This window comes from Rhodococcus sp. P4_C10 (genome assembly GCF_056402135.1).
On sequence record NZ_JBFUHZ010000008.1, the window covers coordinates 35,090 to 60,902 of the forward strand.

Consider the following 25,813-nt stretch of genomic DNA (forward strand, 5'->3'; position numbering starts at 1 on the left):
AGTTGCCCATCGACCCGAACATTGCGATCGGCGCCGAGCTTCCGGTCCAGGAGTTCACCTGGACCAGTTCGGACGTGCAGCTCTACCACCTCGGCATCGGCGCGGGCGCCCGCCCGCTCGACGCCCGAGAACTGCGCTACCTCACCGACGGCAAGCCGCAGGTGCTCCCGACCTTCGCCACCGTGGTGGCCAACATCCATGCCACCGAGGCACCGAAGGTGTCCTTCCCCGGCGTGGAGATCGACCTCGCGAAGGTGGTGCACGGGAGCCAGGAGGTGACCGTGCACCGGCCGATCCCGGCCGAGGGAAGCGCACGCACCACGACCCGGATCTCCGAGGTGTGGGACAAGGGCAAGGCCGCGGTCATCGTCCAGGAGTCCACCACCACCGATCTGGACGGGAATCCGCTGTGGACCGCCCGCTCGTCGATCTTCGCGCGCGGCGAGGGCGGCTTCGGCGGCGAGCGCGGCCCGTCCGAGTCCGTCGCGCTTCCGGACCGGGCGCCGGACTTCGAGACCTCCGTGCCGATCCTGCCGCAGCAGGCGTTGCTGTACCGGATGTGCGGTGACCGGAACCCGTTGCACTCGGATCCCGAATTCGCGTCCGCCGCAGGCTTCCCGGCACCTATCCTTCATGGACTGTGCACCTACGGGATGGTGTGCAAGGCGGCTGTCGACCTGGCCCTCGAGTCCGACGCAACACGGGTCAAGGGCTACCGGGCCAGGTTCGCCGGTGTGGTCTATCCGGGCGAGAACCTCCGGGTTCGCATCTGGGAGGATGCGGGACGTCTGCTGATCTCGGCCACCGTGCCGGATCGCGACGACTCGCCCGCCCTCGCAGATGTCGTCCTGACCCTCGCCTGACTTTTGAACACCCGCGGCCCTCACCGGCCGCTCACAAGTTTCAAGACAACAGCACAACCCCCTCGAATACCTACCACCACAACGGAGTAGACGCATGTCTGCATCTCACGATGACCGGGCCGGCCTGTCCAGGCGAGGCTTCCTCACTGCAGGTGCGGGGGCCCTCGCAGTCTCGACCCTCGGCGCATGGACTCCCGTCCACGCCGTCCCGGTCCGTACCCAGGGTTCCTCGGGTTCCACGGCCTCGGGTTCCTCTGTCCTCTCGGGATCCGCTTCCGGTTCGGCCGCCGATCTCCCCGCGCCGCCGGACTTCCCCGAAGGTATCGACCTGGCCCAGCAGGCGTACCAGAACTGGTCCAAGGAGATCATTCTGGACAAGACGCTGATCGCATTCCCGAAGAACGCCGACGACGTCGTGCGGCTGACCAACTGGGCCCACGCCAAGGACTACAAGCTGCGCCCCCGCGGCGCCATGCACGGCTGGACCCCGCTCACCGTCGTCAACGGCGCGTCGGTGGACAAGGTCATCCTCGTCGACACCATCAAGCACCTCGGCGGCGTTGCCGTGCACAAGGGTTCGCCGGACACGGTCACCGCCGGCCCCGGCGCGACGCTGTCCGAGATCACCTCTGCACTGCAGGAGCAGGGCCTGGGCATCGCCAACCTGCCGGCACCGGGCGTGCTGACCATCGCCGGCTGCCTCGCCGTGGACGCCCACGGCGCGGCACTGCCCGCCGACGGCCAGGCCACCGCCCCCGGACACACCTACGGTTCGCTGTCGAACCTGGTCACCTCGCTGACCGTAGTGGCCTGGAACGGCACCGAGTACGCGCTGCGCACCTACGCTCGCGGCGACGCGGCGATCAACCCACTGCTGACCAACCTGGGCCGTACCTTCATCACCTCGGTGACGCTGCAGGTCGGCCCGAACTTCCGGATGCGCTGCGAGTCGTTCACCGACATCGGCTGGGAGGAGATGTTCGCCCCCAAGGGCGCCGAGGGCCGCACCTTCGAGTCCTACGTCGCCAAGTCCGGTGGCGTGGAGGCAATCTGGTACCCGTTCACGGACAAGCCGTGGCTGAAGGTGTGGACGTTGGCCCCGACCAAGCCGGCCAGCTCGCGCGAGGTGACGGGTCCGTACAACTACACGTTCTCGGACAACCTGCCGGAGCCGCTGACCGACCTGCTCGGCGGGCTGAACGCCGGACTGCCGGGCATCGCCCCGACGTTCGGCCAGGGCATGTACGCCGCCACCGTCTCGGGCCTGGCGTCGACCAATACCAAGGACATCTGGGGCTGGTCGAAGGACGTCCAGTTCTACATCAAGGCCACCACGCTGCGGCTGACGGAGGGCGGCGGCGCCGTCGTCACCAACCGGGCGAACATCGGCCAGGTCATCCACGACTTCACCCAGTGGTACAACGGGCGCATCCAGGCCTACAAGTCGCAGGGCAAGTTCCCGCTCAACGGCCCCGTCGAGATCCGCTGCTGCGGCATGGATCGGGTCGAGGACGTGCTGGTGCCGGCCGCCGGCGCCCCGACCATCTCGGCGATGCGTATCCGCGACGACCATCCCGAGTGGGACACCGCGATCTGGCTGAACGTGCTCGGTGTGCCCGGCACCCCCGGCATGTTCGCGTTCTACCGCGAGATGGAGCAGTGGATGCGCGGGCACTACGCCGGCGCAGACGCGGTCTTCCGTCCCGAGTGGTCGAAGGGCTGGGCATTCGGACCGGAGAAGCCGTACACCGACGGGGCGATCATCTCGAACGACCTGCCGAGGAGCTACCGGGACGGCCTGCCGGGATCGGACAACTGGGACACCGCCCGCGCGGCGTTCAACGCCATCGATCCGCACCGCGTCTACAGCAACACCTTCATGGACCAGCTGCTGCCGTAGCCGGACCGAACGAGCGCCCCTCGCACCGCATGACGCGGCGCGGGGGGCGCTCGTCTTTTGTCCGGTGCGGTATCAGGCCCGAACGCGCGCACGCGCCGGCACACAGAGCGTGACCGCCACGGCGGCAAGCGAAACCACCGCCCCCAGCCAGTAGAGCAGGTTGAAGGCGCCGATGGTGGGCACCGTGACACCGGCCGCCGTGACCGTGGACGTCGCGAGCACCGCTGCACCCACCGCGCTGGCGGTGGAGGTGCCGACGGAGCGCAGCAGGCTGTTCACTCCGTTCGCCGAGGCGGTCTGGTCCGCCGGTGCGGCCTCGGTGATCAGCACCGGCATCGCCGCCAGGGCCAGGGCCACCCCGCCCGAGATGATCGCCGCGCTGACGGTGACATTGAGGACCGCGGACCCGAGCACCGCGCGCACCGCGTAGCCCACCGCGATCGCGACGGCGCCCACCATCAAGGTTGCCTGGGCTCCGTGACGTCGGGACATCCGGGCCGAGAGGGGCGCCAGCAGGACCATCAGCAGCCCGCCCGGCAGCATCGCCAGGCCGGCCTGGGTCTCGGAAAGGCCGGGACCGTAACCGGATTCGACCGGCGCCTGCAACTCCTGGGTGGCGGTATAGGCGCTGAGGAACATCGCGAACCCGAGCAGGACCGCACAGATGTTGGAAACCAGCACCGGACGCAGCACGGTGGTCCGCAGGTCCACCAGAGGCTCCCGGATCCGCAACTCGAGCGGTATCCACGCCGCCAACGCGGCGAGGCCGACCGCCGCACACGTGAGCGTGCTGACGCCGGTCCAGCCCCACTCGCCACCCTTGGAGACCGCGAGCAGCAGCCCGGTCAGGGCCGCGGTCAGCAGGAACGCGCCCGCGAAGTCGAACCGGCCCTGTGAGCGGACCGCTGACTCCGGGACGACGGCGAGCAGCAACGCCGCCAGCAGCAGACCGCCCGCGCCGCTGACCCAGAACAGCGCCTCCCAGCCGAGGTGTTCGTAGATGACACCGGCCAGCGGCATCCCGATCATCCCGCCGATCCCGAGGGTGGCGCTCATCAGTGCCACCGCCCCGCCGAGTCGCTCGCGCGGCAGCACGTCGCGCATGAGGCTGATGCCCACCGGTAGCAGCGCCATCGCGAATCCCTGCATGACGCGTCCCGCGACCACCACCGGAAACACCTGGCCGAGCGCTGCGACCGCCGAGCCGAGCACCATCACGGCCAGGCACACCAGCATCATCGACCGCTTGCCGAACATGTCGGCGAGGCGTCCGATGAGCGGCGTCGCCACCGCGCTCGTCAGCAGGGTCGCGGTGACCATCCACGACGCGGTGGCGGACGAGACATTCAGCGCAACGGCAAAATCGGGGAGAATGGGCACCACCAGCGTCTGCTGGAGCGAAACCAGGACGCCACTGAGACTCAGGACCGCCACGACGCGTCGCGCACGTGCCGGATCCTGAATCACCGACTCCGCGACCGGCGCCTCGACCGTCCCGGCAGCGCCGGCCTCGGGTGCGGTGGTCTCCCCCGCGCTCACCCCGTGACGCGGGCGGCGTTGCCCGCGTCGATCGGCAGCACGGTCCCGCTGATGTGGGCGCTCGCCTCGGCGGCGAAGAACAGCACCGCGCGGGTGATCTCGAACGGGTCGAGCCATGGCACCGGCTGGGCGTGCAGGCTCTCGAACACCGGCGCGACGTCGTCCATGGTCGGCGCGTCCAGGTCCGGCCGCATCAGCGAGTAGAGCGCGTCGTTGTGGATCATCGGCGTCGAGATGTTGCCCGGGGCAATCGCATTGACGGTGATGCCGAACTTCGCCAGGTCCAGGGCCGCGCTCTTGGTCATCCCGATCACGCCCCACTTGGACGCGGCGTAGGCCACCATGTTGGTGTTGCCCGCTCGGCCGAGCATCGACGAGATGGTGACGATCCGGCCGTAGCCGCGCTCGATCATGCCGGGTGAAACCGCCCCGAGCGTGTTGAACACTCCGGTCAGGTTCGAGTTGATGACCTCGTTCCACTGGGCCGAGGTCATCGACTGCACCGGAGCCGCGACGGACACCCCCGCATTGGCGACCGCGACGTCGACGCGACCGAACTCGGACTCGGCACGGGCCACGAGGGCGTCCATCGCCGCCCGGTCGCCGGTGTCGGCCTTGACCGCAATGCAGCGCCGGCCGGTGGCCTCGACGAGCCGGACCGTCTCCGCGAGATCGTCCTCGGTGGCGAGCGGGTAGAACACCGAGTCGTTGTCCGCGCACCGGTCGCAGATCACCACATCGGCACCGCGCTCCGCGAAGGCCACCGCGTGCGAGCGGCCCTGTCCGCGGGCACCCCCGGTGACCAGTGCGACCTTGCCCTCGAAATCGTCCATCGTGCTGCACTCCCTCGCGTCGAATTCGTCTGCACTCATCACTACTCCGCCCGCGGCGACCTGCGCCGGTCGATCCCGTCCAGCGGTACGCGGGCCGCGGTCACCGCAGCAGTGCCAGCCTGCTGCGGGCTCGTGCGAGGTCCGGGACCGCCGGCGGGTCCTGCAGATCCGGCGTTCGCCAGTCGGCGCCGAGCACGGTCAGCTCCACGTCGCGGTCGTACAGGACGTCGACGAGGGTGCAGAACCGCTGCACCCCGTCGGGGGCGGCCTCCCCGATCGGCGGGACGCCGCTGACCACCCACCGGCTGTGGGCGGCGGCCAGGCCGAGGTAGTCGTGCGGCGAGACCGGACGCTCGCAGAGATCGCCGAAGTCGATCCAGAGCAGGTCCCCGCGCACCGCGCGGGCCACGACTGGGCGCCCGGACGGCGGGCTCACCGTGGTGCGTTCGTGCTCGTGCGGCGGCGCCGGATGGGTCCCGCCCGGCAGGTAGCGTCCCGACGAGAAGCGCCCGTCCTGCGGCGGGGCCCCGAGGCGGTAGTCGCGCTCGCCCACCAGCTCGATCACCTCGAGCCTTCGCTTCAACGTCTCGATCGTCGGCCGGAACTTGTCGTGGAACAGTGGATTGGGCAGCAGCCCGTCCGGCGGGTAGTTCGACGTGACAACCAGTGCGACGCCGCAGTCCTCCAAGGCCGACAGCAGGCGGGTGAGCAGCGCGGCGTCCCCGATGTCGTGGACGTGGAACTCGTCGAAGAACAGCACGTCGCAGCCATCGAGCAGGCCCGTCGACGCTCACTCGATGCCGACCTCGTGCACCAAACGGTGCAGTTGCCGGAAGAACTCGTGGAAGTGCACCCGCCGGGTGCGCCGCACCGTGAGTCCGGCGCGGTACGCGTCCATCAGCCAGGTCTTGCCGCGGCCTACCGGGCCCCACAGGTAGGCGCCGCGGCCGGGCCGCAGGCCCACCCGTGCGAGCCGCTCGGCGACCACCCGCTGGCCCGCGTCGAGCTCGAAGCCCGCGTCCGCGGCGGCACGCTCGAAAGTTTCAACGGTCATGGTCGGTCGGGTCCTGAGCATGGCCCGACTCTACGAATGTAGAGTCGGGGTCTCAATGCGAGATGGGTCTCACCCCGGGACCGGACTCGGTACGGAACGGGCGGTAGCCGGAGAGTGGTGACGGGATGGCAGGCGGCACGGACCGACGCGAACGGATCGCGGACGCGGTACTCGACATAGTCGCGGCCGACGGCATCCGGGCCCTCACCCACCGCGCGGTGGACCGACATCTCGAGTTGCCCGCCGGATCCACCTCGTACTACTTCCGAACCAAGCGGGAACTGCTCGTCGCGGCGGTCGAGCGCCTGACCGAGAGCTCACGGCGCGACTTCGAGCGGTCTCGGCTGACCCGGCCTCGCCCGGGCGGGCTACCCGCCGTCGAGGAACTCGCGGCCGACATCGGCTCGGCCCTCGACGCCATGCTCTCCGACCGGGCCCGGGACATCCGCGTCCGCTACGCGCTCGCCCTGGAGATGGTGCACGACAAGGAGATCCAGCGGGCGTTGGCTACCAGCATCTTCTCGCAGGAGTTGGCGGCCGGCCTGGTCCGGGAGCTCGGATCGGCCGACCCCGAGGTCGACGGCGCCAACTTCGTTGCCCTGTGCGAGGGACTGGTGTGGGAGAACTCGGTCGGGGCGCAAGCCCTGGCCGGGCCGGAACCCGGAACTGCCGCGAGCGCACGCCGGCTCACCGCCGCAATCGCGACCTATCTCAGAGGCCTGAGCGCCCGGCCCTGAACTCAGACACGCTGAAACTGGGCACTTCCACGACCTCGGGTCAGCGCAGGAGCTCGACCGGATCGCCCTCGCCACGCACTGATCCATCACGGTCGGTGGGAGCCGATACCCGGCATCCACCGACCGTGTCGGTGCGGGGCGATCAGTCGCGGGCGCGGGCGACGGCCTTGATCTCCACCAGCGTCCCCGGCATGGCGAGTGCGGCGACCCCCACAGCGGTCCAGGCCGGCCGCGCGTCACCCTGGAACTGCGACTTGGCCTTCATGAACTCCGGCAGGTGCTGGGGGTAGTCGACGTGGAAGGTGGTCAGCTCCACCACGTCCGAGGCCGTGCAGCCCTGCTTGCGCAGCACCCCGAGCAGCGCATCGAAGGCGAACCGGTACTGCCGCTCGATGTCGTCCGGCACGGTGCCGTCGGCCTCGAGACCGACCTGCCCCGAGAGGAACCACAGGTCGCCCGCCCGCACGGCGTCCGAGTACTCGAACTCCTCTTCCCAGTTCTCGTTTCCCTGTCCCATGTTCCGTTCCCTGCCCTTTCGCGAAGTGCGGTATTTCGAGAAGTACACCGGCCGCGCCGGTGAAGCGACCTCGGGGGGGCGGGGGTCAGGCGGTGAGCACCAGGCCCGAGGTCGGCACGCCGGTTCCCGCGGTGACCAGCACCTGCTGGGCACCCGGCACCTGGTTCACGGAGGTCCCGCGGATCTGGCGGACGCCCTCGGCGATGCCGTTCATGCCGTGGATGTACGCCTCGCCCAGCTGACCGCCGTGAGTGTTCAGCGGGAGCTTCCCGCCGATCTCGAGCGCCCCCGGCTCCCGGACGAAGTCCTTCGCCTCGCCGCGCTTGCAGAACCCGAGGTCCTCGAGCTGCATCAGCACGTACGGGGTGAAGTGGTCGTAGAGCACCGCCATGTCCATGTCGTCCGGGCGCAGGCCCGACTGGTCCCACAGCTGGTTGCCGACGAGCTCCATCTCGGGGATGCAGGCGAGGTCGTCACGGTAGTAGCTCATCATCGTGTACTGGTCCTTGCCGCTGCCCTGCGCGGCGGCGGCGATGGAGACCGGCTTGTGCTTGAGGTCCTTGGCCCGCTCGGCCGAGACAACGACGATCGCGATGCCGCCGTCCGACTCCTGGCAGCAGTCCAGCAGGTGCAGCGGCTCGGCGATGAACCGCGAGTTCTGGTGGTCCTCGAGGGTGATCGGCTTGCCGTAGAAGAACGCATTCGGGTTGGTCGCCGCGTGCTTGCGGTCGGCGACGGCGATCCGCCCGAAATCCTCACTGGTAGCGCCGTACTGGTGCATGTACCGGCGGGCCATCATCGCCACGCTGCCCGCCGGCGTGCTCAGCCCGTGCGGGTAGGAGAAGGCGTAGTCCGCGCCCGACGAGTTCACCTGGTTGACCAGACCGGAGTCGACCTGACCGAACCGGTGCCCGGACCGCTCGTTGAACGCCCGGTAGGCCACCACGACATCCGCGACGCCCGAGGAGACGGCCAGCGCCGCCTGCTGGATCGTCGCGCAGGCCGCGCCGCCGCCGTAGTGGATACGGCTGAAGAACTTCAGTTCCGGGATGCCGACCGCACGGGCGACGGCGGTCTCGGTGTTCGTGTCCATCGTGAACGAGACGAGGCCGTCGACCTCCGCGGGCGTCAGGCCCGCATCGGCGAGTGCCAGGTTCACCGCCTCGGCGGCCAGCCGGAGCTCGCTGCGTCCCGAGTCCTTCGAGAAGTCGGTGGCACCGATCCCGACGATCGAGGCCTTGCCTGACAGGCCGCTCATGCGGGGCTCCCAACTGCGCCGGTGGTGACCGAGCCGTCCATGACCAGCCGGACGGTGGAGGTGATGTGCTTGCCCAACGAGTCGGTACCGACGACGGAGAGGGTGACCAGTCCGTCCTCGATCGAGACGACGCTGCCGGTGAGGGTCAGGGTGTCGTAGGCGTACCAGGGCACACCGAGACGCAGCTCGATGGACTTGAGGACGGCCTTCTGCCCCGCCCAGTCCGTGACGTAGCGCTGCACCAGGCCGGTGTCCGTCAGGATGTTGACGAAGATGTCCTTGGAGCCGCGCTGCTGCGCGAGGTCCCGGTCGTGGTGCACGTCCTGGAAGTCGCGGGTGGCCAGCGCCGTCGAGACGACGAACGTCGGCGTGCCTTCCACGACCAGGGTAGGCAGCGAGTCTCCGACCGCGACGGCGGGCGGGTTCAGCGGGGTCATCGGTTCTCCTCCACACCGGGGCGAGTGGTGGGGCGCCAGGCGTACAGCGTCCACCGGCCCTTGGCGTCGTTGTCCGGGTCTGCCGGGAAGTCGAGGAAGTCCACCTCGACGGGCTGGCCTACGGCGACGGTCTCGGGATCGGCCCCGCGCAGCTCGCCGAGCATGCGCACGCCCTCCTCCAGTTCGACCAGCGCGATCACGAAGGGCAGCGGACGGCCCGGCACCTTCGGCGCGTGGTGCACGACGTAGCTGAACACCGTGCCGCGGCCGGAGGCCACGACGTAGTCGGTGCTCTCGCCCTTGGGCTTCCACAGCGCCGGCACCGGCGGGTGCTGCAGCGAGCCGTCCGGCCGCTGCTGCAGACGCAGCTCGTGCGCGGCCACGCCGTCCCAGAAGAACTTCGTGTCGAGCGAGGCCGCCGGACGCATCATCCGGGTGCCGTCGAGGTCGTCGACCGGGTCACCGCTCGCCGAAGACGCCACGGCCGCCACGGTTTCGGGGGCAGCGGTCTTCGCGGGCGGCGCGAACTTGAGGATGCGGAAGAGCATCTCGGCAACCACTTCGTCGCCGACCTTCCACAGGTTGCGGGTGGTGAAGAACCAGCCCTCCCCCAGACCCGTCTTCTTCGGTCCCACAACGTCTTCGAGCACCGACTCGATGGTGACCTCCTCGCCGGGGGCGAGGTAGCGGTGGTAGGTCTGGTCGCAGTTGGTGGCGACCACCGAGGTGTACCCGGCCTCGTCGAGGATCTCGGTCATCCTGCCGAGCGGGTCGTCCTCCTCGCGCACCGCACCGAGTCCGCGCATGGTCCACACCTGCGCCATCGCCGGCGGCGCGACGATGCCGTCGTGACCGGCGGCGCGGGCGGCGACCTCGTCGACGTAGATGGGGTTCTCGTCGCCGATCGCCTCGACCCAGTTCCGGATCATCGGCAGGTTCACCGGGTCGCGACCGCTGCGGGCCTTGCTTGCACCGCCGTCCCGAACCCGTTGTGCCGCGGCGAGAATGTCCTGTTCACTCATCGGCGCGCCACCTTGGGAAGTCCCAGTCCCGCGGTGGAGATGAGGTCACGCATGACCTCGTTGACGCCGCCGCCGAAGGTGATGACGAGGTTGCGCTTGGTCTGCGCGTCCAGCCATCGGAGCAGGTGCCCGGTCTCCGGATCCGCCGGGTCGCCCCAGCGCCCGACGACCTCCTCCGCGAGCCGGCCCATCCGCTGGATCTGCTCGGTGGCGAAGACCTTGGTGGCGGAGGCGTCGGCCATGTCGACGGCGCCCTCCGCGGCAGCGACCTGCCAGTTGAGCAGCTCGTTGAGCCGGTAGATCGCGCGGATCTCGCCGAGGGCGCGCTGCACCTCCGGCTGGGTGGCCAGCGGCGCACCGTCCGGGCCCGGGCGGGTGGCCCACGCGCTGACGCGGTCGTAGAGGCCACCGACTCGGCCGGCCGGGCCGAGCATGACGCGCTCGTGGTTGAGCTGGGTGGTGATCAGCTTCCAGCCCCGGTTCTCCTCGCCGACGAGCATCTCGACGGGCACCCGTACGTCTTCGTAGTAGGTCGCGTTGACGTGATGGGCACCGTCCGCGGTGATCACCGGCGTCGAGGAGAAGCCGGGATCGGTGGTGTCCACGATCAGGATCGAGATGCCGCGGTGGCGGTCCTCGGTGGTGCCGGTACGCACCGCGAGCCAGATGTAGTCCGCGGCGTGACCGCCGGTGGTGAAGTACTTCTGGCCGTTGACGACGTAGTGGTCGCCGTCGCGGACGGCGGTGGTGCGCAGCGCGGCGAGGTCGGTGCCGGCCTCCGGCTCGGTGTAGCCGATCGCGAAGTGCACCTCACCGGTCAGGATGCCGGGCAGGAACTTGCGCTTCTGCTCCTCGGTGCCGTACGTCTGCAGGGTCGGGCCGACGGTCTGCAGCGTCACCGACGGCAGCGGCACGTCCGCGCGGACCGCCTCGTTGGTGAAGATCTGCTGTTCGATCTCGCCGAAACCCTTGCCGCCGAATTCCTTCGGCCAGCCGACGCCGAGCCAGCCGTCGCGGCCCATCCGGCGGATGACCTCGTGGTAGACGGGACCGTGCCGGTCGGTGAGCATGATCTCCGCCTCCTCGGGCGAGATCAGGTCGGCGAAGTACTTGCGCAGTTCCGCCTGGAACTTCTTCTGCTCCGGGGTCAGATCGATGAGCATGCTGCCTCCACACCGAGGTCGCGGGCGCCGAGGGCGCCGAGAATGGCCAGACGGGACGACGGACCGCCGACGAGGCGGACGAGGTCCTTGGTCTGCTCGTAGTACAGGTGCGCCGGGTAGGTGACGTCCGCGCCGAGACCACCGTGCATGTGGCTGCACTGCTGCATCGCCACCGGCAACTTCTCGGCCAGCCAGTAGGCGGCCACCGAGGTGTCCTCCGTGGCGTCGAGGCCCTCCGCCAGTCGCCAGCAGGCCGACAACGCGGCCAGTTCCAGGGTGCGGGCGGTGACGTAGGAGTCGGCGACCTGCTGCGAGACGGCCTGGAACGCGGCGATCGGCTTGCCGAACTGCTCGCGGGTGCTCACATGCGTGGCGGTCAGCTTGGTCATCCCGGTACCGAGACCGGCGGCCTGCGCGGCGACGGTGGCGAGCGCGATCCGGTACAGGCTCTCGACCGGGGCGCCGGTGAGCAACGCACCGGAGTCGATGCGCACACCGTCGAGCGCCATCGTGTACTCGGGGGCGAGCGAGGCGGTGAAGGTGCGGGTGAGGGTGACGCCGTCGGCGTCGGGCGCGACGACGGCCACACCGGCCGACGTCGGCACCAGCACGAAGGCCGCCTGCTCGGCGTAGCGCACCCCGACCTTGCGACCGGTGACGACGTACCCGTCGCCCTCGGCCGTCGCCGTGGTGGCCGGGATCGCCGGCAGCGGCGCACCCGGCTCGCTCAGCGCCGCGGTGAGGATCGCCCCGCCCGGGACACCGACGAGGAACCGCTGCGGATCGCCACCGAGCGCGAGCAGCGGCAGCACACCGAAGCCGAGGGTCTCGAGGACCGGGGCCTGGGCCGCGTGCCGGCCGACCTGACCGAGCAGCACACCGATCTCGGCGATGCCCAGATCGTCACCGCCGAGCGCCTCGGGCAGCGGCAGCGAGAGCACCCCCTCGTCCGCCAGCCGCCGCCACAGCGTCGCGTCCCACACCGGGGCGCCGCGGTCCATGGCGGCGAGCGTCTCGGCGCTCGCCGCCGTCTGCAGCACGGCAGCGGCCACTTCGGCCACCGCCTGCTGCTCACTACCGAAAGTGAAATCCACCTGAGAAATCCGTCCTGTCGAAGTGCGTGTAATCGGTCAGCCGCGCGGCAGCCCGAGCAGGTGCTCGGCGGCGACGGTGAGCAGGATCTGCTCGGTACCACCGGCAATGGTCAGGCAACGGGTGTTGAGGAATTCGCGCGAGAGCGGACCCTCCACCGCGCCGTCGACGCCCGCGCACTCGAGCGCGAACTCCGCGACAGCCTGACGATGCCGTACCCCGACGAGTTTGCGCACACTCGACGCCGGACCGGGGTCCTGGCCGTCGAGCTGACGCAGCGTGGTCCGGTGCTCGAGCAGCGAGCCGACCAGGGCGTCGCCGACGAGGAAGCCGATGCGGTCCTCGGTGACCGGGTCGGTGCCGCCGCGGCTGGACAGCTCGAGCAGCTCCTCCATCGCCTTGCCCAGCGACGAGCCGCCGCTCATCGCGATCCGCTCGTTGGCGAGGGTGGTGCGGGCCAGCTTCCAGCCGCCGTTCACCTGGCCGACCACACACTCGTCCGGTACGAACACGTCGTCGAGGAACACCTCGTTGAACAGTGCGTCGCCGGTGATCTCGCGCAGCGGCGAGATCCGGATGCCGGCGCTGCGCATGTCCACCACGAAGTAGGTGATGCCCTTGTGCTTCGGCGCGTCCTTGTCGGTACGGGCCAGGCAGATCGCCCAGTCCGCTTCGCGGGCGAGCGAGGTCCACACCTTCTGGCCGTTGAGCACCCAGCCGCCGTCCACCTTGTCGGCGGTGCTGCGCAGGGACGCGAGGTCGGAGCCGGCGCCCGGCTCGGAGAACAGCTGGCACCAGGTCAGGTCCCCGCGCAGGGTCGGCATCGCGAACCGCTCGATCTGCTCGGCGGTGCCGTGCTCGAGGATCGTGGGCACCGCCCACCAGCCGATCACCAGGTTGGGTGTCTCGAGGTCGGCGCGCACGAGTTCCTCGCCGATCAGGATCTGCTCGGCGGCCTTCGCGGACTTGCCGTACGGGGCCGGCCAGTGCGGCGCCAGGTAGCCGGACTCGGCGAACGCAACGCGCCGCTCGGCCTCCGGGAGCGCGACGATCGCCTCGATCTCGGCGCGCACGGTCTCCCGCTGCCCCGCGAGGTCGCCGAGGTCCACGGTCAGGTGCCGACGGGCGCCGGCGCGGGTCAGTTCCGCGACCCGGGCCCGCCAGGCGGCGCCGCCACCGAGCAGCTGGCGCAGCGAGAGCACCCGCCGCAGGTAGAAGTGCGCGTCGTGCTCCCAGGTGAAGCCGATGCCGCCGAGCACCTGGATGCAGTCCTTGGCGGTGTCGACCGCCGCGTCCAACGCGACGGACGCGGCGACCGCGGCCGCGATCGGCAACTCGTCGCCGGACTCGGCGGCGACGGCGGCGTCCCAGGCCACGGCGCGGGCCTGCTCGACCCGGCAGAGCATCTCGGCGCACAGGTGCTTGATCGCCTGGAACGAACCGATCGGCTTGCCGAACTGCTCGCGGATCTTCGCGTACTCGACGGCGGTCCGCAGGCACCAGCCGGCAACACCGGCGGCCTCGGCCGCGGCGAGGGTCGCGGCCAGGTCACGCACCAGGCCCGGGCGGACGCCGGTCAGGATCCGGTCCGGCGAGACCGTGACGCCGTCGAGGCGCACGGTGGCCAGCGGGACACTCACGTCCACGTTCTCCACCGCCTCGACCGTCAGGCCGGCGGTGTCGGCGTCGAGCAGGCACCAGACGACATCACCCGAGGCTTCGCCCGAGGAGGCGACATCACCCGAGGCTTCGCCCGAGGAGGCGACATCACCCGAGGCATCACCCGAGGAGGCGCCGCGGGTGGCGGGCAGCAGCACCGCCACGCCGGGTGCGCCGCCGAGCGCGAGGCCGGCGTCGCCGCTCAGCACCAGGCCGCCGTCGGCGTCGGCCTCGGCCGCGAACGCCCCGTCGAGCACGACGCCGACCGGACGCCCACCCTCGGCCAGCTCCGGCCCCCACTGCTTGGCGGCGGGTTCACCGCTGCGCCCGACCACCAGCGCGGCCAGCGCGGTCGACAGGACCGGGCCGGCCGCCAGCGCCGCGGCGGCCTGCTCGAGCATCACCGCGAGATCGACGATCTCGCCGTCCGCGCCACCGACCTCCTCGGCCTGCGCGACCATGAACACACCCAGGTCGGCGAGCGCCGGCCAGTGCGCGCGCCACGGATCCGCCGGGTCCTGACGGAGCGTCTCGATAGGATTCGCGGAGCGCGACCAGGCCAGAATCGATTCCTGGACGGCACGCTGCTCGTCTGTCGTGGCGATAGTCACAAGGAAGGCCAACCTCTCAGTACTGACAAAATCATGTAGAACGTGTTCTAATCTGTAAGTTGGTCCAGAGTCAAGACCAGACTTGAACCGCCCTCGAAAATGTTTCGCCTAATCCAAGGATTTCGTCGATGACCTCCTCATCTCGTACACGCTCCGCGGGCAAAGCCACCGCAACCGGCGCGGCCGTGTCGACTTTGACCGACGAGGACCTCAGTTCCAACGCGCAACGAGAGCGACGCAAGCGGATCCTCGACGCCACCCTGGTGCTGGCATCGAAGGGCGGCTACGAGGCCGTGCAGATGCGCGCCGTGGCAGAACGCGCGGACGTCGCGGTCGGCACCCTGTACCGCTACTTCCCGTCGAAGGTGCACCTGCTGGTGTCCGCGCTGGCCCGCGAATTCGAGAAGATCGACTCCCGCAAGAAGGGCATGCCGCCGGGCGACACCCCGATCGAGCGGATGCACCTGATCCTCGGTCAGATCACCCGCGCGATGCAGCGCGAGCCGCTGCTCACCGAGGCGATGACCCGGGCATTCATGTTCGCCGACGCCTCCGCTGCCGCCGAGGTCGACGCGGTGGGCAAGTTGATGGACGCGCTGTTCGCCCGGGCCATGAACGACGGCACGCCCACCGAGGAGCAGCTCGCCATCGCGCGCGTCATCTCCGATGTCTGGCTGTCCAACCTGGTGGCCTGGCTGACCCGGCGCTCGTCGGCAACCGACGTCGCCAAGCGACTCGAGCTGACCGTCGAACTTCTTCTCGGCGGCGGCTACCAGGATCCGGCCGAATCCTAAGTAGACTTCGCGCAGTGAGTGCGCAAGATCTACCCCTCGAGCTCCGCCGGCGTCTGGTGTCAGTCGCCCGGACGCCGCGACTGCTGGTGGCGTCCGACTACGACGGCACCATGGCACCCATCGTGTCCGATCCGGCGAAGGCATTTCCGGATGCCGAGTCGGTGCGCGCCCTGCGGGCGCTCGCGAGCCTGCCCTCGACCGCGTCCGCGGTGATCTCCGGCCGCGCCCTGCGCGACCTGGCGATGCTCTCGCGACTGCCGGTCGAGGTGCAGTTGGTGGGCAGCCACGGCTCCGAGTTCGACGTCGGCTTCGTGCACGAGATCGACGACGACGCCAAGCGACTACTGCGCGAGATCACCCACGAACTGCTGACGATCGCCGCCGCGGGCGACGGCATCGCCGTCGAGACCAAGCCGGCCAGCGTCGCGCTGCACGTGCGCAACGCGAGCCCCGAGGTGGCCGACGCCGCGCTGGCCCGGGTCCGCGGCGACGCCGCCACCTGGGACGGCGTACAGGTCACCGAGGGCAAGGCCGTCATCGAGCTGGCCGTCATCGTCACCGACAAGGGCGAGGCCCTCGACATCCTCCGGCACCGCGAGGGCGCGTCGGCGACCGTCTTCTTCGGCGACGACGTCACCGACGAGAAGGCGTTCCGCAGGCTGGCCGGACCCGACCTCGGCGTCAAGGTCGGCGACGGCGAGTCCCTCGCCGAGTTCCGCGTGGAGAGCCCCGAGGACGTCGGCACCGCGCTGGCGTTCCTGTTCGAGGAACGGCGCACCTGGCTGCACGGCGACAGCGCCACCCCGATCGAGCGGCTGACCATGCTCGCCAGCCCCCGCTCGGTGGCCCTGCTGACCCCCGACGCCTCGCTGACCTGGCTGTGCCATCCCGAGCCGGACTCCGCCGCGATGTTCGCGCACCTGCTCGGCGGCGTCGAGGCCGGCCACTTCACCGTCGCGCCGCAACGGGCCGCGCTGCCGCTGAGCCAGCGCTACGTCGACGGCACCATGACCGTGCAGACCCGATGGGCCAGCCTGCAGGTCACCGACTACCTGCCGCACGACGTGGACGCCGGCCGCACCGACCTGACCCGGGTGATCACCGGCCAGGCCAAGGCGGTTGTCACCTTCGCGCCCCGCCCCGAGTTCGGGCAGGCGCAGGTGAAGCTCGAGCGGGAGGAGAACGGCCTGCGTGTCTACGGCACCAACGACCCGGTGGTGCTGCGCTCCGCCGGCGTCGAGTGGGAGATCGTCAACGACGGCCAGCAGCAGACCGCACACGCCGTGGTCGACCCGTCCGCCGGACCCGTGGTACTCGAACTTCGCTGCGGCAGTTCGGATCTCGAACCGTCCGCGACGCCGGAACCCGACCGTCGGGCACTGTCCGAGGCGTACTGGGCCGAGTGGGCCGAGGGCCTCGACCTGCCTCCGCTCAAGCCCGGCCTGATGAAGCGCTCCGCCCTCACCCTGCGCGGGCTGGTGCACGCCGACTCGGGTTCCATCCTCGCCGCCGCGACCACCTCGCTGCCGGAGGAGATCGGCGGCGTCCGCAACTGGGACTACCGCTACTGCTGGCTGCGCGACGCCTCGCTGACCGCCTCCGCGCTGGTCTCGCTCGGCTCCCTGACCGAGGCGGAGAACTTCCTCGACTGGGTGCACCGGGTGCTCGAGACGCTGCCCGGACCGGAACGGCTGCACCCGCTGTACACGATCTACGGCGGTGGCCTGCCCCCCGAGGCAGTCCTCGACTCGCTGCCCGGGTACGCCGGGTCCCGGCCGGTGCGCGTCGGCAACGCCGCGAACTCGCAGGTTCAGCTCGACGTCTTCGGCCCGATCGTGGACCTGATCTCGCACCTGGCCCACGCGCGGGAGAAGCAGGGCACCGCGCAGGCCCTGACCGACGCCGACTGGGACCTGGTGTGCGCCATGGTCTCCGCGGTCCAGCGCCGGTGGTCCGAACCCGACAACGGCATCTGGGAGATCCGCGGCAACCCGCGGCACCACGTGTACTCGAAGGTGATGTGCTGGGTCACCGTGGACCGGGCGCTGACCCTGGCCACGCGCTTCGACCGGGAGGCCGGACAAGACTGGGAGGCGCTGCGCACCGAGATCTCCGACGAGGTCAAGGACCGCGGCTGGAGCGACCGGGCCCGCTCGTACACCGCCGCCTACGACGGCACCGACCTCGACGCGGCCACCCTGCACATCGGGCTGTCCGGACTGATCGACCCGTCCGACCCCCGGTTCGCGGCCACCGTCATCGCCACGGAGGCGGAGCTGCGCAGCGGCTCGACGGTGTACCGCTACCACCACGACGACGGCCTGCCCGGCGGCGAGGGAGGGTTCCACCTGTGCGCGGCCTGGCTGGTCGAGGCCTACCTGCTGACCGGTCAGCTCGCCGACGCGGAGGCCCTGTTCGCCCAGCTGGTGGCGGCGGCGGGTCCGACCGGGCTGCTCGCCGAGGAGTACGACCCGGTCGCCGAGCGGTCGCTGGGCAACCATCCGCAGGCGTACAGCCACCTGGGCCTGCTGCGGTGCGCGCAGCTGCTCAGCGAGGCCCGCGGCCTGACCGCGCGGTAGGTCGGCCGGCCCGGCCGCAGGACGGTCGGGCCGCTAGGCCGGCGGCGCCGCGGTGTGCCCGCGCAGCAGTTCGGTCTCGAGCATCTCCACGGTCGCGACGCCGGAGTGCGACGGGGTGAGCAGCAGCCGCCCGGCCCGCCGCCCCTTCTCCTCGGCAGGCTGGCGGACGGTGGTCAGCCCCTCGCGCAGCGCGTCGTCGACGCCGTCGAAGCCGGTGATCGACAGCTGCCCGGGCACGTCCAGCCCGCGCCAGCGGGCGTAGTCCAGCGCGCCCAGCGCAAGCACGTCGGTGGTGCACAGCAGCGCGGTGATCCGCGGGTTCACCGCGAGGGCCTGCTCCGCGGCGGAGTGACCGGCCGGACCGGAGTGCTCGGCGCGCTCGATCACCGTCAGCGAGGCCGGGTCCAGCCCGGCGGCGGTCAACGCGTCCCGCACCCCGGCGATTCGCTCGCGCTGGACGTGGAAGTTCGGCGAGTTCAGCCGGTCCCCTTCGACGAGGCCGTCCCGCAGGTCGCGGCCGAGCCGCATGCAGAGGACACCGAACTCCTTGTGCCCCAAGGCGATCAGGTACTCGGCCACCTTGCGCATGGCGCCGCGGTCATCGATGCCGACCAGCGAGGCCCCCGCGATCTCCCGCGGCTGGTCACACACCACCATCGGCATCCGCCGCTCGAGCACGGCGGCGAGGTAGGGGTCGTCGTCCGCGACGGAGTACACGACAAAGCCGTCCACCCCGGCCTGCTGCACCACCGCGGCCGCGTCGACGTCGTCGCGGCCCGGCCCCGCGGGCACCAGCAGCAGCCCCTGGCCGGCGTCCTCGCAGGACTCGGCCAGGCCCGCCAGGAAGCTCATCGCCGCCGGGTCCCGGAAGGAGTAGCTCAATGCCTCGGTGAGCAGCAGCCCCACCGCGCCCGCCTTGCGGGTGCGCAACGAGCGGGCCACCGGGTCCGGGCCCGGGTAGCCGCGCCGCTTGGCGGCGTCGAGCACCCGTTCGCGCAGTTCCGCGGACAGTTGGTCCGGCCGGTTGTAGGCGTTGGAGACGGTGGTGCGGGAGACCTTCAGCTCCGCCGCGAGCGACGCCAGGGTGGCCTGACGGTGCGGATGACGGGACCGGGACATAGTCGGACCGTACTGAATGCGGCCGTGACCGACAGCACGGCCCCGCTAATGTACAACGGAAACGGTTTCCATTAATATCTTGGGCATGCCTCAGCTCGACCCGACCGCCCGTTCCCGCCGCCACCGCAAGGTCGCCGCGGCCGTCGGGCTGGCCGTCACCGCCGCCCTGACCCTCGGCGCCTGCTCCACCGCCTCGAGTGCGGACTCGGACGGCCCCGTCGCGGACGGTCAGCGCGTCAGCATCGTCGCCTCCACCAATGTGTGGGGCTCGGTGGCCGGCGCCGTCGCCGGAGACCGTGCGGACGTCGTCTCGATCGTCTCGGACCCGTCCGCCGACCCGCACTCCTACGAGGCCAGTCCCCGCGACGCCGCCAGGATCACCGACGCCAACCTGGTCGTGCTCAACGGTGGCGGATACGACGGGTTCCTCGACGACATCCTCGAGAGCATGCCCGGCAAGCGGACGGTCGACGCGTTCGAGCTGTACGGCTCCCCCACCGACCTGCACGGCGACCACGACGCCGCCGCGGCCTCCCCCGATGCCCCGGAGGCAGAGGTCCACGAGGCGGCGTCCCACGAGGCGGGGGCCGACTCGCACGCCGGCCACGACCACGGACACGGCGGGGCGAACGAGCACGTCTGGTACGACGTCCCCACCGTCGACGCGGTGGCGCAGAAGATCGCGGCCGAACTCGGCGTCATCGACCCGGCGAACGCCGAGGCGTACACCGCCAACGCCGCCGACTTCCACGGAAAGCTGCACCGGATCACCGCGGTGACCGACGCCATCGCGGCGACCCACGGACAGGCCCCGGTCGCCCAGACCGAGCCGATCGCGCACTACCTGCTGGCCGCCGCCGACCTCCGTGACGAGACGCCCGAGGACTTCACCAAGGCCATCGAGGACGGCAACGACCCCCCGCCCGCGGCGATCGCCGCCACCCGGGACCTGCTGGCGGGCAAGAAGGTCCACGCCCTGATCTACAACAGCCAGACCCAGGACCGCGTCACCCAGGACGTCCGGGCGAACGCCGAGGCGGCGGGCATCACGGTCGTCGAGGTGAGCGAGACGCTGCCCGAGGGGCTCGACTACATTCAGTGGCAGAGCGCCACCGCCGCGGCACTCGCCGCCGCGCTCGACGGCTCCGCCCGCTGAGGCCGGCGCATCCGGTGCAGCGCGAACCCGAGAACCCGAATCCCGACACCCGAAAAGGCCCCGTGACCGAACCCGCCGTCGAACTCAACGGAGCCCGGCTGGCGTACGGACCCCGAACCCTGTGGTCCGGCCTCGACCTGCAGGTCCGTCCCGGCGAGTTCATCGCCGTGCTCGGCCCCAACGGGTCCGGCAAGACCTCCCTGCTCAAGGTGCTCCTCGGCCAGGTCCCGCTCTCCGGCGGCAGCGTCCGGATCGCCGGCACGCCCGCGCGCACCGGAAACTCCCACGTCGGGTACATCCCGCAGCAGAAGACCATGGACGAGGGCCTGCCGCTGCGCGGGCGCGACCTGGTCGGCCTGGGCGTCGACGGCCACCGCTGGGGCACCGGGCTGCGGAACCGTCGCGCCCGCCGCGCCATCGTCGACGCCGCCATCACCCAGGTGGGCGCGCAGGCCTACGCCGACGCCCCGGTCGGCTCGATGTCCGGCGGCGAGCAGCAGCGACTGCGGGTGGCGCAGGCCCTCGTCGGCGACCCCCGGGTGCTGCTGTGCGACGAGCCGCTGCTGAGCCTGGACCTGGCCAACCAGCACCGGGTGTCCGACCTGATCAACCAGCGCCGACTCGAGCACGACACCGCCGTGCTCTTCGTGACCCACGAGATCAACCCGATCCTGCCCCTCGTCGACCGGGTGCTGTACCTGGTGGACGGCCGGTTCCGGATCGGCACCGCCGCCGAGGTGATGACCTCCGAGGTGCTCTCGGAGCTGTACCAGACCGACGTCGAGGTGCTGCACGTGCGCGGGCGACTGGTCGTCGTCGGCACGGGCGACGCCATCGACGCGCTCGGCAGTGCGGGCGGCGAGGGCATCCACCACGAGGACCACGAATGAACGAGAAGCTCTCCGAGGCCCTGTCGATGATGTTCGACTGGCAGGCCACCCTCGACCTGCTGCACTACGACTTCGTGCAGCAGGCGTTGCTCGCCGCCGCGATCCTCGGGTTGCTCGCCGGCGCGATCGGCCCGCTGATCATCAGCCGGCAGATGTCGTTCGCGGTGCACGGCACCAGCGAGCTGTCGCTGACCGGTGCCTCCGCGGCGCTGCTGGCCGGCCTCAGCGTGGGTCTCGGCGCCATCGTCGGCTCGGTGGTCGCGGCCGTGCTGTTCGGCCTGCTCGGCGCCAAGGCCCGCGAACGCGACTCGGTGATCGGCGTCATCATGTCGTTCGGCCTCGGCCTGTCCGTGCTGTTCATGTGGCTCTACCCCGGCCGCACCGGCACCAGCTTCTCGCTGCTCGTCGGGCAGATCGTCGGCGTCGGGAACAGCGGCCTGCAACTGCTGCTGGTGTGCGCGGTCCTGGTGCTCGCGGTGCTGCTGGTGGTGTACCGGCCGCTGCTGTTCGCCAGCACCGACCCGGACGTCGCGCGGGCCCGTGGCGTGCCGATCCGGGCACTGTCCATCGTGTTCGCGGTGCTGGTCGGCGTGGCCGCCGCGCTCGGCGTGCAGATCGTCGGCGCGCTGCTGGTGCTCTCGCTGCTCATCACCCCCGCGGCCGCGGCCGCGCGGATCACCTCGAACCCGCTGCGGACCACGCTGCTGTCCATCCTGTTCGCCGAGCTCGCGGCCGTCGGTGGCATCCTGCTCTCGCTGGCGCCCGGCGTCCCGGTGTCCACCTTCGTCACCACCATCTCGTTCGTGATCTACCTGATCTGCCGCGTGGTGGGCGCGCGGCAGGGCCGGGCCGTGAGGCGGGTCACGGTCGCTGCATAGGATTGGCCTCCGATCGTTCGCGATGGGAGAGCCATGACTGCTGCGCGTTGGGAATTCTGGATCGACCGTGGGGGCACGTTCACCGACATAGTCGGACGCCGACCCGACGGCAGCCTGGTCACGCACAAGCTGCTGTCGGAGAACCCAGCACGGTACTCCGACGCCGCCGTCGCCGGCATCCGCGCGCTGCTCGGGTCGAGTGCGGAAGGGGCCGTCACGGCGGATCGGGTGGAGCAGGTCCGGATGGGCACCACGGTGGCGACCAACGCTCTGCTCGAGCGCACCGGGGCACGCACGGCCCTCGTCATCACGAAGGGCTTCGGTGACGCGCTGCGGATCGGCTACCAGAACCGACCGCGAATCTTCGACCGGCACATCGAGCTGCCGGAGCTGTTGTACGAGCGCGTGATCGAGGTCGACGAACGCGTCATGGCCGATGGAACCGTGCTGCGCACCCCGGATCTCGACCAACTGGCCGGCGAGCTCCGGCGAGCGCAGGACGACGGGATCGGCGCGGTGGCGGTGGTGTGCATGCACAGTCACCTGTACCCCGAGCACGAGGCGGCGATCGGCGAGCTCGCGGCGGAGATCGGGTTCGCCCAGATCTCGCTGTCCAGCGTGGCCAGTCCACTGATGAAGCTGGTGCCACGCGGGGACACCGCAGTCGTCGATGCCTACCTCTCGCCGGTGCTGCGCCGCTACGTCGACCTGGTGACCGGGCAACTGCCCGGCGTGCGACTGATGTTCATGCAGTCCAACGGCGGGCTCGCCGAGGCGGGCCACTTCCGGGGCAAGGATGCGATCCTCTCGGGTCCGGCGGGCGGCATCGTCGGCATGGTGCGGATGTCGCAGTTGGCCGGCTTCGACAAGGTGATCGGGTTCGACATGGGTGGCACCTCGACAGACGTGTCGCATTTTGCAGGCGAGTACGAGCGCGTGTTCGACACCCAGGTCGCCGGGGTCCGCCTGCGGGCACCGATGCTGGACATCCACACCGTCGCCGCCGGCGGTGGCTCGATCCTGCACTTCGACGGCAGCCGGTACCGCGTCGGTCCGGACTCGGCGGGCGCCGACCCCGGGCCCTCCTGCTACCGCGGCGGCGGACCGCTGACCGTCACCGACGCCAACGTGATGCTCGGCCGTATCCAACCCGAGCACTTCCCCAGGGTGTTCGGCCCCGGGGGCGACCAGACACTGGACGGCGACATCGTCCGCAGCCGGTTCGCCGAGCTGGCCGCCGACATTCGTGCGCGCACCGGCGACGACCGCTCCCCCGAACAGGTCGCCGAGGGATTCCTGCGCATCGCGGTCGCGAACATGGCCAACGCGGTCAAGCACATCTCCGTGCAGAAGGGGCACGACGTCACCGAGTACGCGCTGACCACCTTCGGCGGTGCCGGTGGCCAGCACGCGTGCGCGGTGGCCGACTCGCTGGGTATCCACACCGTGCTGGTCCCACCCATGGCCGGCGTGCTGTCGGCGCTGGGCATGGGCCTGGCCGACACCACGGTCATGCGGGAGCAGTCGGTGGTCACACCGCTGGGGCCGGACTCCCTGCCGCGGATACTCGACGTCGCCGAAGCCCTGGAATCGGCGGCCGCCGCCGAACTCCTGGACGAGGGGATGTCGCCGGATCGGATCCGGCTGACCCGGCGGGCCCACCTGCGCTACGACGGCACGGACACCACCGTGCCCGTCGACCTGACCGAGCCCGAGACCATGACCGCGGAGTTCGAGAGGGTGCACCTGCGGACGTACTCGTTCCTGATGGACCGCCCGCTCATCGTCGACGCGGTGGCCGTCGAGGCGACCGGGCTGACCGACCAACCGGACCTGTCCGACGTGGCGGCGGCGACCGCTCCCGCCGCGGACGAGGCCGCCGACACCGTTCGTATGTACGCCGCCGGAACCTGGCACGCGGCGCCACTGCACGAGCGGGCACGGATGCGGCCCGGGGACGCGGTCACCGGACCGGCGATAATCGCCGAGACGAACTCGACCACCGTGGTGGACCCCGGCTGGCGCGGCACGCTCACCGAGGCCGGGCACCTGCTGCTCGAGCGGGTGGTCGCGCCCACCGAGGCAGCGATCGGCACGCAGGCCGATCCGGTGATGCTGGAGATCTTCAACAACCTGTTCATGTCGATCGCCGAACAGATGGGCACTGCCCTGGAGTCGACGGCGCAGTCGGTGAACATCAAGGAACGGCTGGACTTCTCGTGCGCGCTGTTCGATCCGGACGGCAACCTCATCGCCAACGCCCCGCACATCCCGGTCCACCTCGGATCGATGGGCAGTAGCGTCAAGGAGGTCATCGCGCGACGCCGGGACCGGATGCGGCGCGGCGACGTCTACGCCGTCAACGACCCGTACCACGGCGGCACCCACCTCCCCGACATCACCGTCATCACCCCGGTTTTCGACGAGTCGGGCGCAGAGATCCTGTTCTACGTCGCCTCCCGCGGGCACCACGCCGAGATCGGCGGGATCTCCCCGGGGTCGATGCCGGCCACCAGCCACGAGATCGACGAGGAAGGGGTGCTGTTCGACAACTGGCTGCTCGCCCGCGACGGCCGCCTCCGGGAAGCCGAGACGCTGGAGCTGCTGACCGGCGCGCGGTACCCGTCTCGGAATCCCGACACCAACCTCGCCGACCTTCGCGCCCAGATCGCCGCGAATGCAAAGGGAGTCGAGGAGGTCGCGAGAATGATCGACCACTTCGGCCTCGATGTGGTGGAGGCCTACATGCGCCACGTGCAGGACAACGCCGAGGAAGCGGTGCGCCTGGTCGTGGACACCCTCGCCGAGGGCTCCTATCGGTACGAGACGGATGCCGGCGCGGTGATCGCGGTACGGGTGAGCGTGGATCGGCAGAGCCGCTCGGCGACCATCGATTTCACCGGTAGCTCGCCACAACTCGAGTCGAACTTCAACGCGCCGTCGTCGGTCGCGACGGCCGCCGTGCTCTACGTGTTCCGCACTCTCGTCGCCGACGAGATCCCGCTCAACGACGGCTGCCTGAGGCCCCTGCACATCGTCATCCCCGAGGGGTCCATGCTCGCGCCGAGCCATCCGGCTGCCGTGGTCGCCGGCAACGTGGAGACCTCGCAGGCCGTGACCGGTGCACTGTACGGCGCGCTCGGAGTGCAGGCAGAGGGTTCCGGGACGATGAACAACGTCACCTTCGGCAACGACCGGCACCAGTACTACGAGACCCTCGGCTCCGGGTCCGGTGCGGGCGACGGATTCGACGGGGCGTCGGTGGTGCAGACCCACATGACGAACTCCCGACTGACCGACCCCGAGGTGCTCGAGTGGCGGCTTCCGGTGATCCTGGAGGACTTCGCGATTCGGCGCGGCAGCGGTGGGGACGGGCGCTGGCGCGGCGGCGACGGCGCGGTCCGCCGACTCCGATTCCTGGAGCCGATGCTGGTGAGCACGCTGTCGGGGCATCGCCGAGTGCCGCCGTACGGCATGGCCGGGGGCTCGCCCGGCGGGCTGGGCAGCAACCGGGTCGAACGCGCCGACGGCACCGTGGTCCCGATGGCCGCCTGCGACTCGGTCGATGTCGAGCCGGGCGACGTCCTGGTCGTCGAGACGCCGGGCGGCGGCGGGTACGGGGCGCGCCGGCACTGACCAGATCGCATCCGACGCGGCGTACGCGCCGATCACGACCAGCACCAGCAGCACGGCGACGACCGTCCACAGCAGG

At 70.6% G+C, this 25,813-nt stretch carries 19 protein-coding genes and 1 pseudogene; 9 read left to right on the top strand and 11 right to left on the bottom strand.

Going from position 1 to position 25,813, the window contains the following annotated elements; genetic code table 11:
• Positions 1 to 2: 2 nt before the first annotated feature.
• Both AC1DWC_RS06730 and AC1DWC_RS06735 read left to right on the top strand, forming a co-directional pair.
• Complete coding sequence (locus tag AC1DWC_RS06730; RefSeq protein ID WP_477906714.1) at positions 3 to 863, top strand: MaoC/PaaZ C-terminal domain-containing protein; 861 nt, start codon at positions 3 to 5, stop codon at positions 861 to 863.
• 94 nt (positions 864 to 957) lie between these two features.
• Positions 958 to 2,763 (top strand): cholesterol oxidase substrate-binding domain-containing protein, encoded by a 1,806-nt coding sequence (locus AC1DWC_RS06735; RefSeq protein ID WP_477906715.1) that lies wholly within the window; start codon positions 958 to 960, stop codon positions 2,761 to 2,763.
• Positions 2,764 to 2,835: 72 nt separating this feature from the next.
• Here the strand turns inward: AC1DWC_RS06735 and AC1DWC_RS06740 are convergent, their stop codons facing one another.
• The 3 genes and pseudogenes from AC1DWC_RS06740 to zapE form a co-directional block, all read right to left on the bottom strand.
• Positions 2,836 to 4,302, bottom strand: a complete 1,467-nt coding sequence (locus AC1DWC_RS06740; RefSeq protein WP_477906716.1) for an MFS transporter — start codon at positions 4,300 to 4,302, stop codon at positions 2,836 to 2,838.
• Positions 4,299 to 5,135 carry a mycofactocin-coupled SDR family oxidoreductase gene (locus AC1DWC_RS06745; RefSeq protein WP_477906782.1) on the bottom strand — a complete coding sequence of 279 codons (837 nt, stop codon included), beginning with the start codon at positions 5,133 to 5,135 and terminating at the stop codon, positions 4,299 to 4,301. The genes AC1DWC_RS06740 and AC1DWC_RS06745 overlap by 4 nt, the downstream gene beginning before the upstream one ends.
• A gap of 100 nt (positions 5,136 to 5,235) precedes the next feature.
• Positions 5,236 to 6,210 (bottom strand): annotated as a pseudogene (gene zapE / locus AC1DWC_RS06750) (cell division protein ZapE).
• 104 nt (positions 6,211 to 6,314) lie between these two features.
• Here zapE and AC1DWC_RS06755 point away from each other — a divergent pair.
• Positions 6,315 to 6,926, top strand: a complete 612-nt coding sequence (locus AC1DWC_RS06755; protein ID WP_477906717.1) for a TetR/AcrR family transcriptional regulator — start codon at positions 6,315 to 6,317, stop codon at positions 6,924 to 6,926.
• A gap of 142 nt (positions 6,927 to 7,068) precedes the next feature.
• Here the strand turns inward: AC1DWC_RS06755 and AC1DWC_RS06760 are convergent, their stop codons facing one another.
• From AC1DWC_RS06760 to AC1DWC_RS06790, 7 genes are all read right to left on the bottom strand, one after another.
• Positions 7,069 to 7,443: a RidA family protein gene (locus AC1DWC_RS06760; RefSeq protein ID WP_477906718.1), complete on the bottom strand. Its 375-nt coding sequence runs from the start codon at positions 7,441 to 7,443 to the stop codon at positions 7,069 to 7,071.
• An 85-nt stretch (positions 7,444 to 7,528) separates the two neighbouring features.
• On the bottom strand, positions 7,529 to 8,701 hold the full coding sequence (locus tag AC1DWC_RS06765; protein ID WP_477906719.1) for a lipid-transfer protein: 1,173 nt from the start codon (positions 8,699 to 8,701) through the stop codon (positions 7,529 to 7,531).
• Positions 8,698 to 9,138 (bottom strand): MaoC family dehydratase, encoded by a 441-nt coding sequence (locus AC1DWC_RS06770; protein WP_477906720.1) that lies wholly within the window; start codon positions 9,136 to 9,138, stop codon positions 8,698 to 8,700. Before AC1DWC_RS06770 ends, AC1DWC_RS06765 begins: the two co-directional genes overlap by 4 nt.
• Positions 9,135 to 10,160, bottom strand: a complete 1,026-nt coding sequence (locus AC1DWC_RS06775; protein ID WP_477906721.1) for a bifunctional MaoC family dehydratase N-terminal/OB-fold nucleic acid binding domain-containing protein — start codon at positions 10,158 to 10,160, stop codon at positions 9,135 to 9,137. The genes AC1DWC_RS06770 and AC1DWC_RS06775 overlap by 4 nt, the downstream gene beginning before the upstream one ends.
• Entirely contained in the window at positions 10,157 to 11,323 is a 1,167-nt protein-coding gene (locus AC1DWC_RS06780) for an acyl-CoA dehydrogenase family protein (RefSeq protein WP_477837686.1), read from the bottom strand. The genes AC1DWC_RS06775 and AC1DWC_RS06780 overlap by 4 nt, the downstream gene beginning before the upstream one ends.
• Positions 11,308 to 12,417 carry an acyl-CoA dehydrogenase family protein gene (locus AC1DWC_RS06785; RefSeq protein ID WP_477906722.1) on the bottom strand — a complete coding sequence of 370 codons (1,110 nt, stop codon included), beginning with the start codon at positions 12,415 to 12,417 and terminating at the stop codon, positions 11,308 to 11,310. The genes AC1DWC_RS06780 and AC1DWC_RS06785 overlap by 16 nt, the downstream gene beginning before the upstream one ends.
• A 36-nt stretch (positions 12,418 to 12,453) precedes the next feature.
• Positions 12,454 to 14,685, bottom strand: a complete 2,232-nt coding sequence (locus AC1DWC_RS06790) for an acyl-CoA dehydrogenase family protein (protein ID WP_477906723.1) — start codon at positions 14,683 to 14,685, stop codon at positions 12,454 to 12,456.
• Positions 14,686 to 14,813: 128 nt separating this feature from the next.
• On the opposite strand from AC1DWC_RS06790, the gene kstR reads away from it, so the two are divergent.
• Together kstR and otsB are read left to right on the top strand one after the other, a co-directional pair.
• Positions 14,814 to 15,479, top strand: coding sequence for a cholesterol catabolism transcriptional regulator KstR (gene kstR, locus AC1DWC_RS06795; RefSeq protein WP_477906724.1), 666 nt, complete (start codon positions 14,814 to 14,816; stop codon positions 15,477 to 15,479).
• 14 nt (positions 15,480 to 15,493) lie between these two features.
• Positions 15,494 to 18,058 (top strand): trehalose-phosphatase, encoded by a 2,565-nt coding sequence (otsB, locus tag AC1DWC_RS06800; RefSeq protein ID WP_477906725.1) that lies wholly within the window; start codon positions 15,494 to 15,496, stop codon positions 18,056 to 18,058.
• A 33-nt stretch (positions 18,059 to 18,091) separates the two neighbouring features.
• On the opposite strand, the gene AC1DWC_RS06805 is transcribed toward otsB, so the two are convergent.
• A complete protein-coding gene (locus tag AC1DWC_RS06805; protein WP_477906726.1) occupies positions 18,092 to 19,177 on the bottom strand; it encodes a LacI family DNA-binding transcriptional regulator in 1,086 nt (361 codons plus the stop codon).
• 85 nt (positions 19,178 to 19,262) lie between these two features.
• Here AC1DWC_RS06805 and AC1DWC_RS06810 point away from each other — a divergent pair, with 85 nt between their 5' ends.
• The 4 genes from AC1DWC_RS06810 to AC1DWC_RS06825 all read left to right on the top strand — a co-directional run bounded on the left by AC1DWC_RS06810 (position 19,263) and on the right by AC1DWC_RS06825 (position 25,737).
• Positions 19,263 to 20,333, top strand: a complete 1,071-nt coding sequence (locus AC1DWC_RS06810) for a metal ABC transporter solute-binding protein, Zn/Mn family (RefSeq protein ID WP_477906727.1) — start codon at positions 19,263 to 19,265, stop codon at positions 20,331 to 20,333.
• A 62-nt stretch (positions 20,334 to 20,395) separates the two neighbouring features.
• Positions 20,396 to 21,223, top strand: coding sequence for a metal ABC transporter ATP-binding protein (locus AC1DWC_RS06815; RefSeq protein ID WP_083577053.1), 828 nt, complete (start codon positions 20,396 to 20,398; stop codon positions 21,221 to 21,223).
• Positions 21,220 to 22,101: a metal ABC transporter permease gene (locus AC1DWC_RS06820; protein WP_477906728.1), complete on the top strand. Its 882-nt coding sequence runs from the start codon at positions 21,220 to 21,222 to the stop codon at positions 22,099 to 22,101. The genes AC1DWC_RS06815 and AC1DWC_RS06820 overlap by 4 nt, the downstream gene beginning before the upstream one ends.
• A 33-nt stretch (positions 22,102 to 22,134) precedes the next feature.
• Positions 22,135 to 25,737, top strand: a complete 3,603-nt coding sequence (locus AC1DWC_RS06825) for a hydantoinase B/oxoprolinase family protein (RefSeq protein ID WP_477906729.1) — start codon at positions 22,135 to 22,137, stop codon at positions 25,735 to 25,737.
• The last annotated feature ends 76 nt before the right edge of the window (positions 25,738 to 25,813 follow it).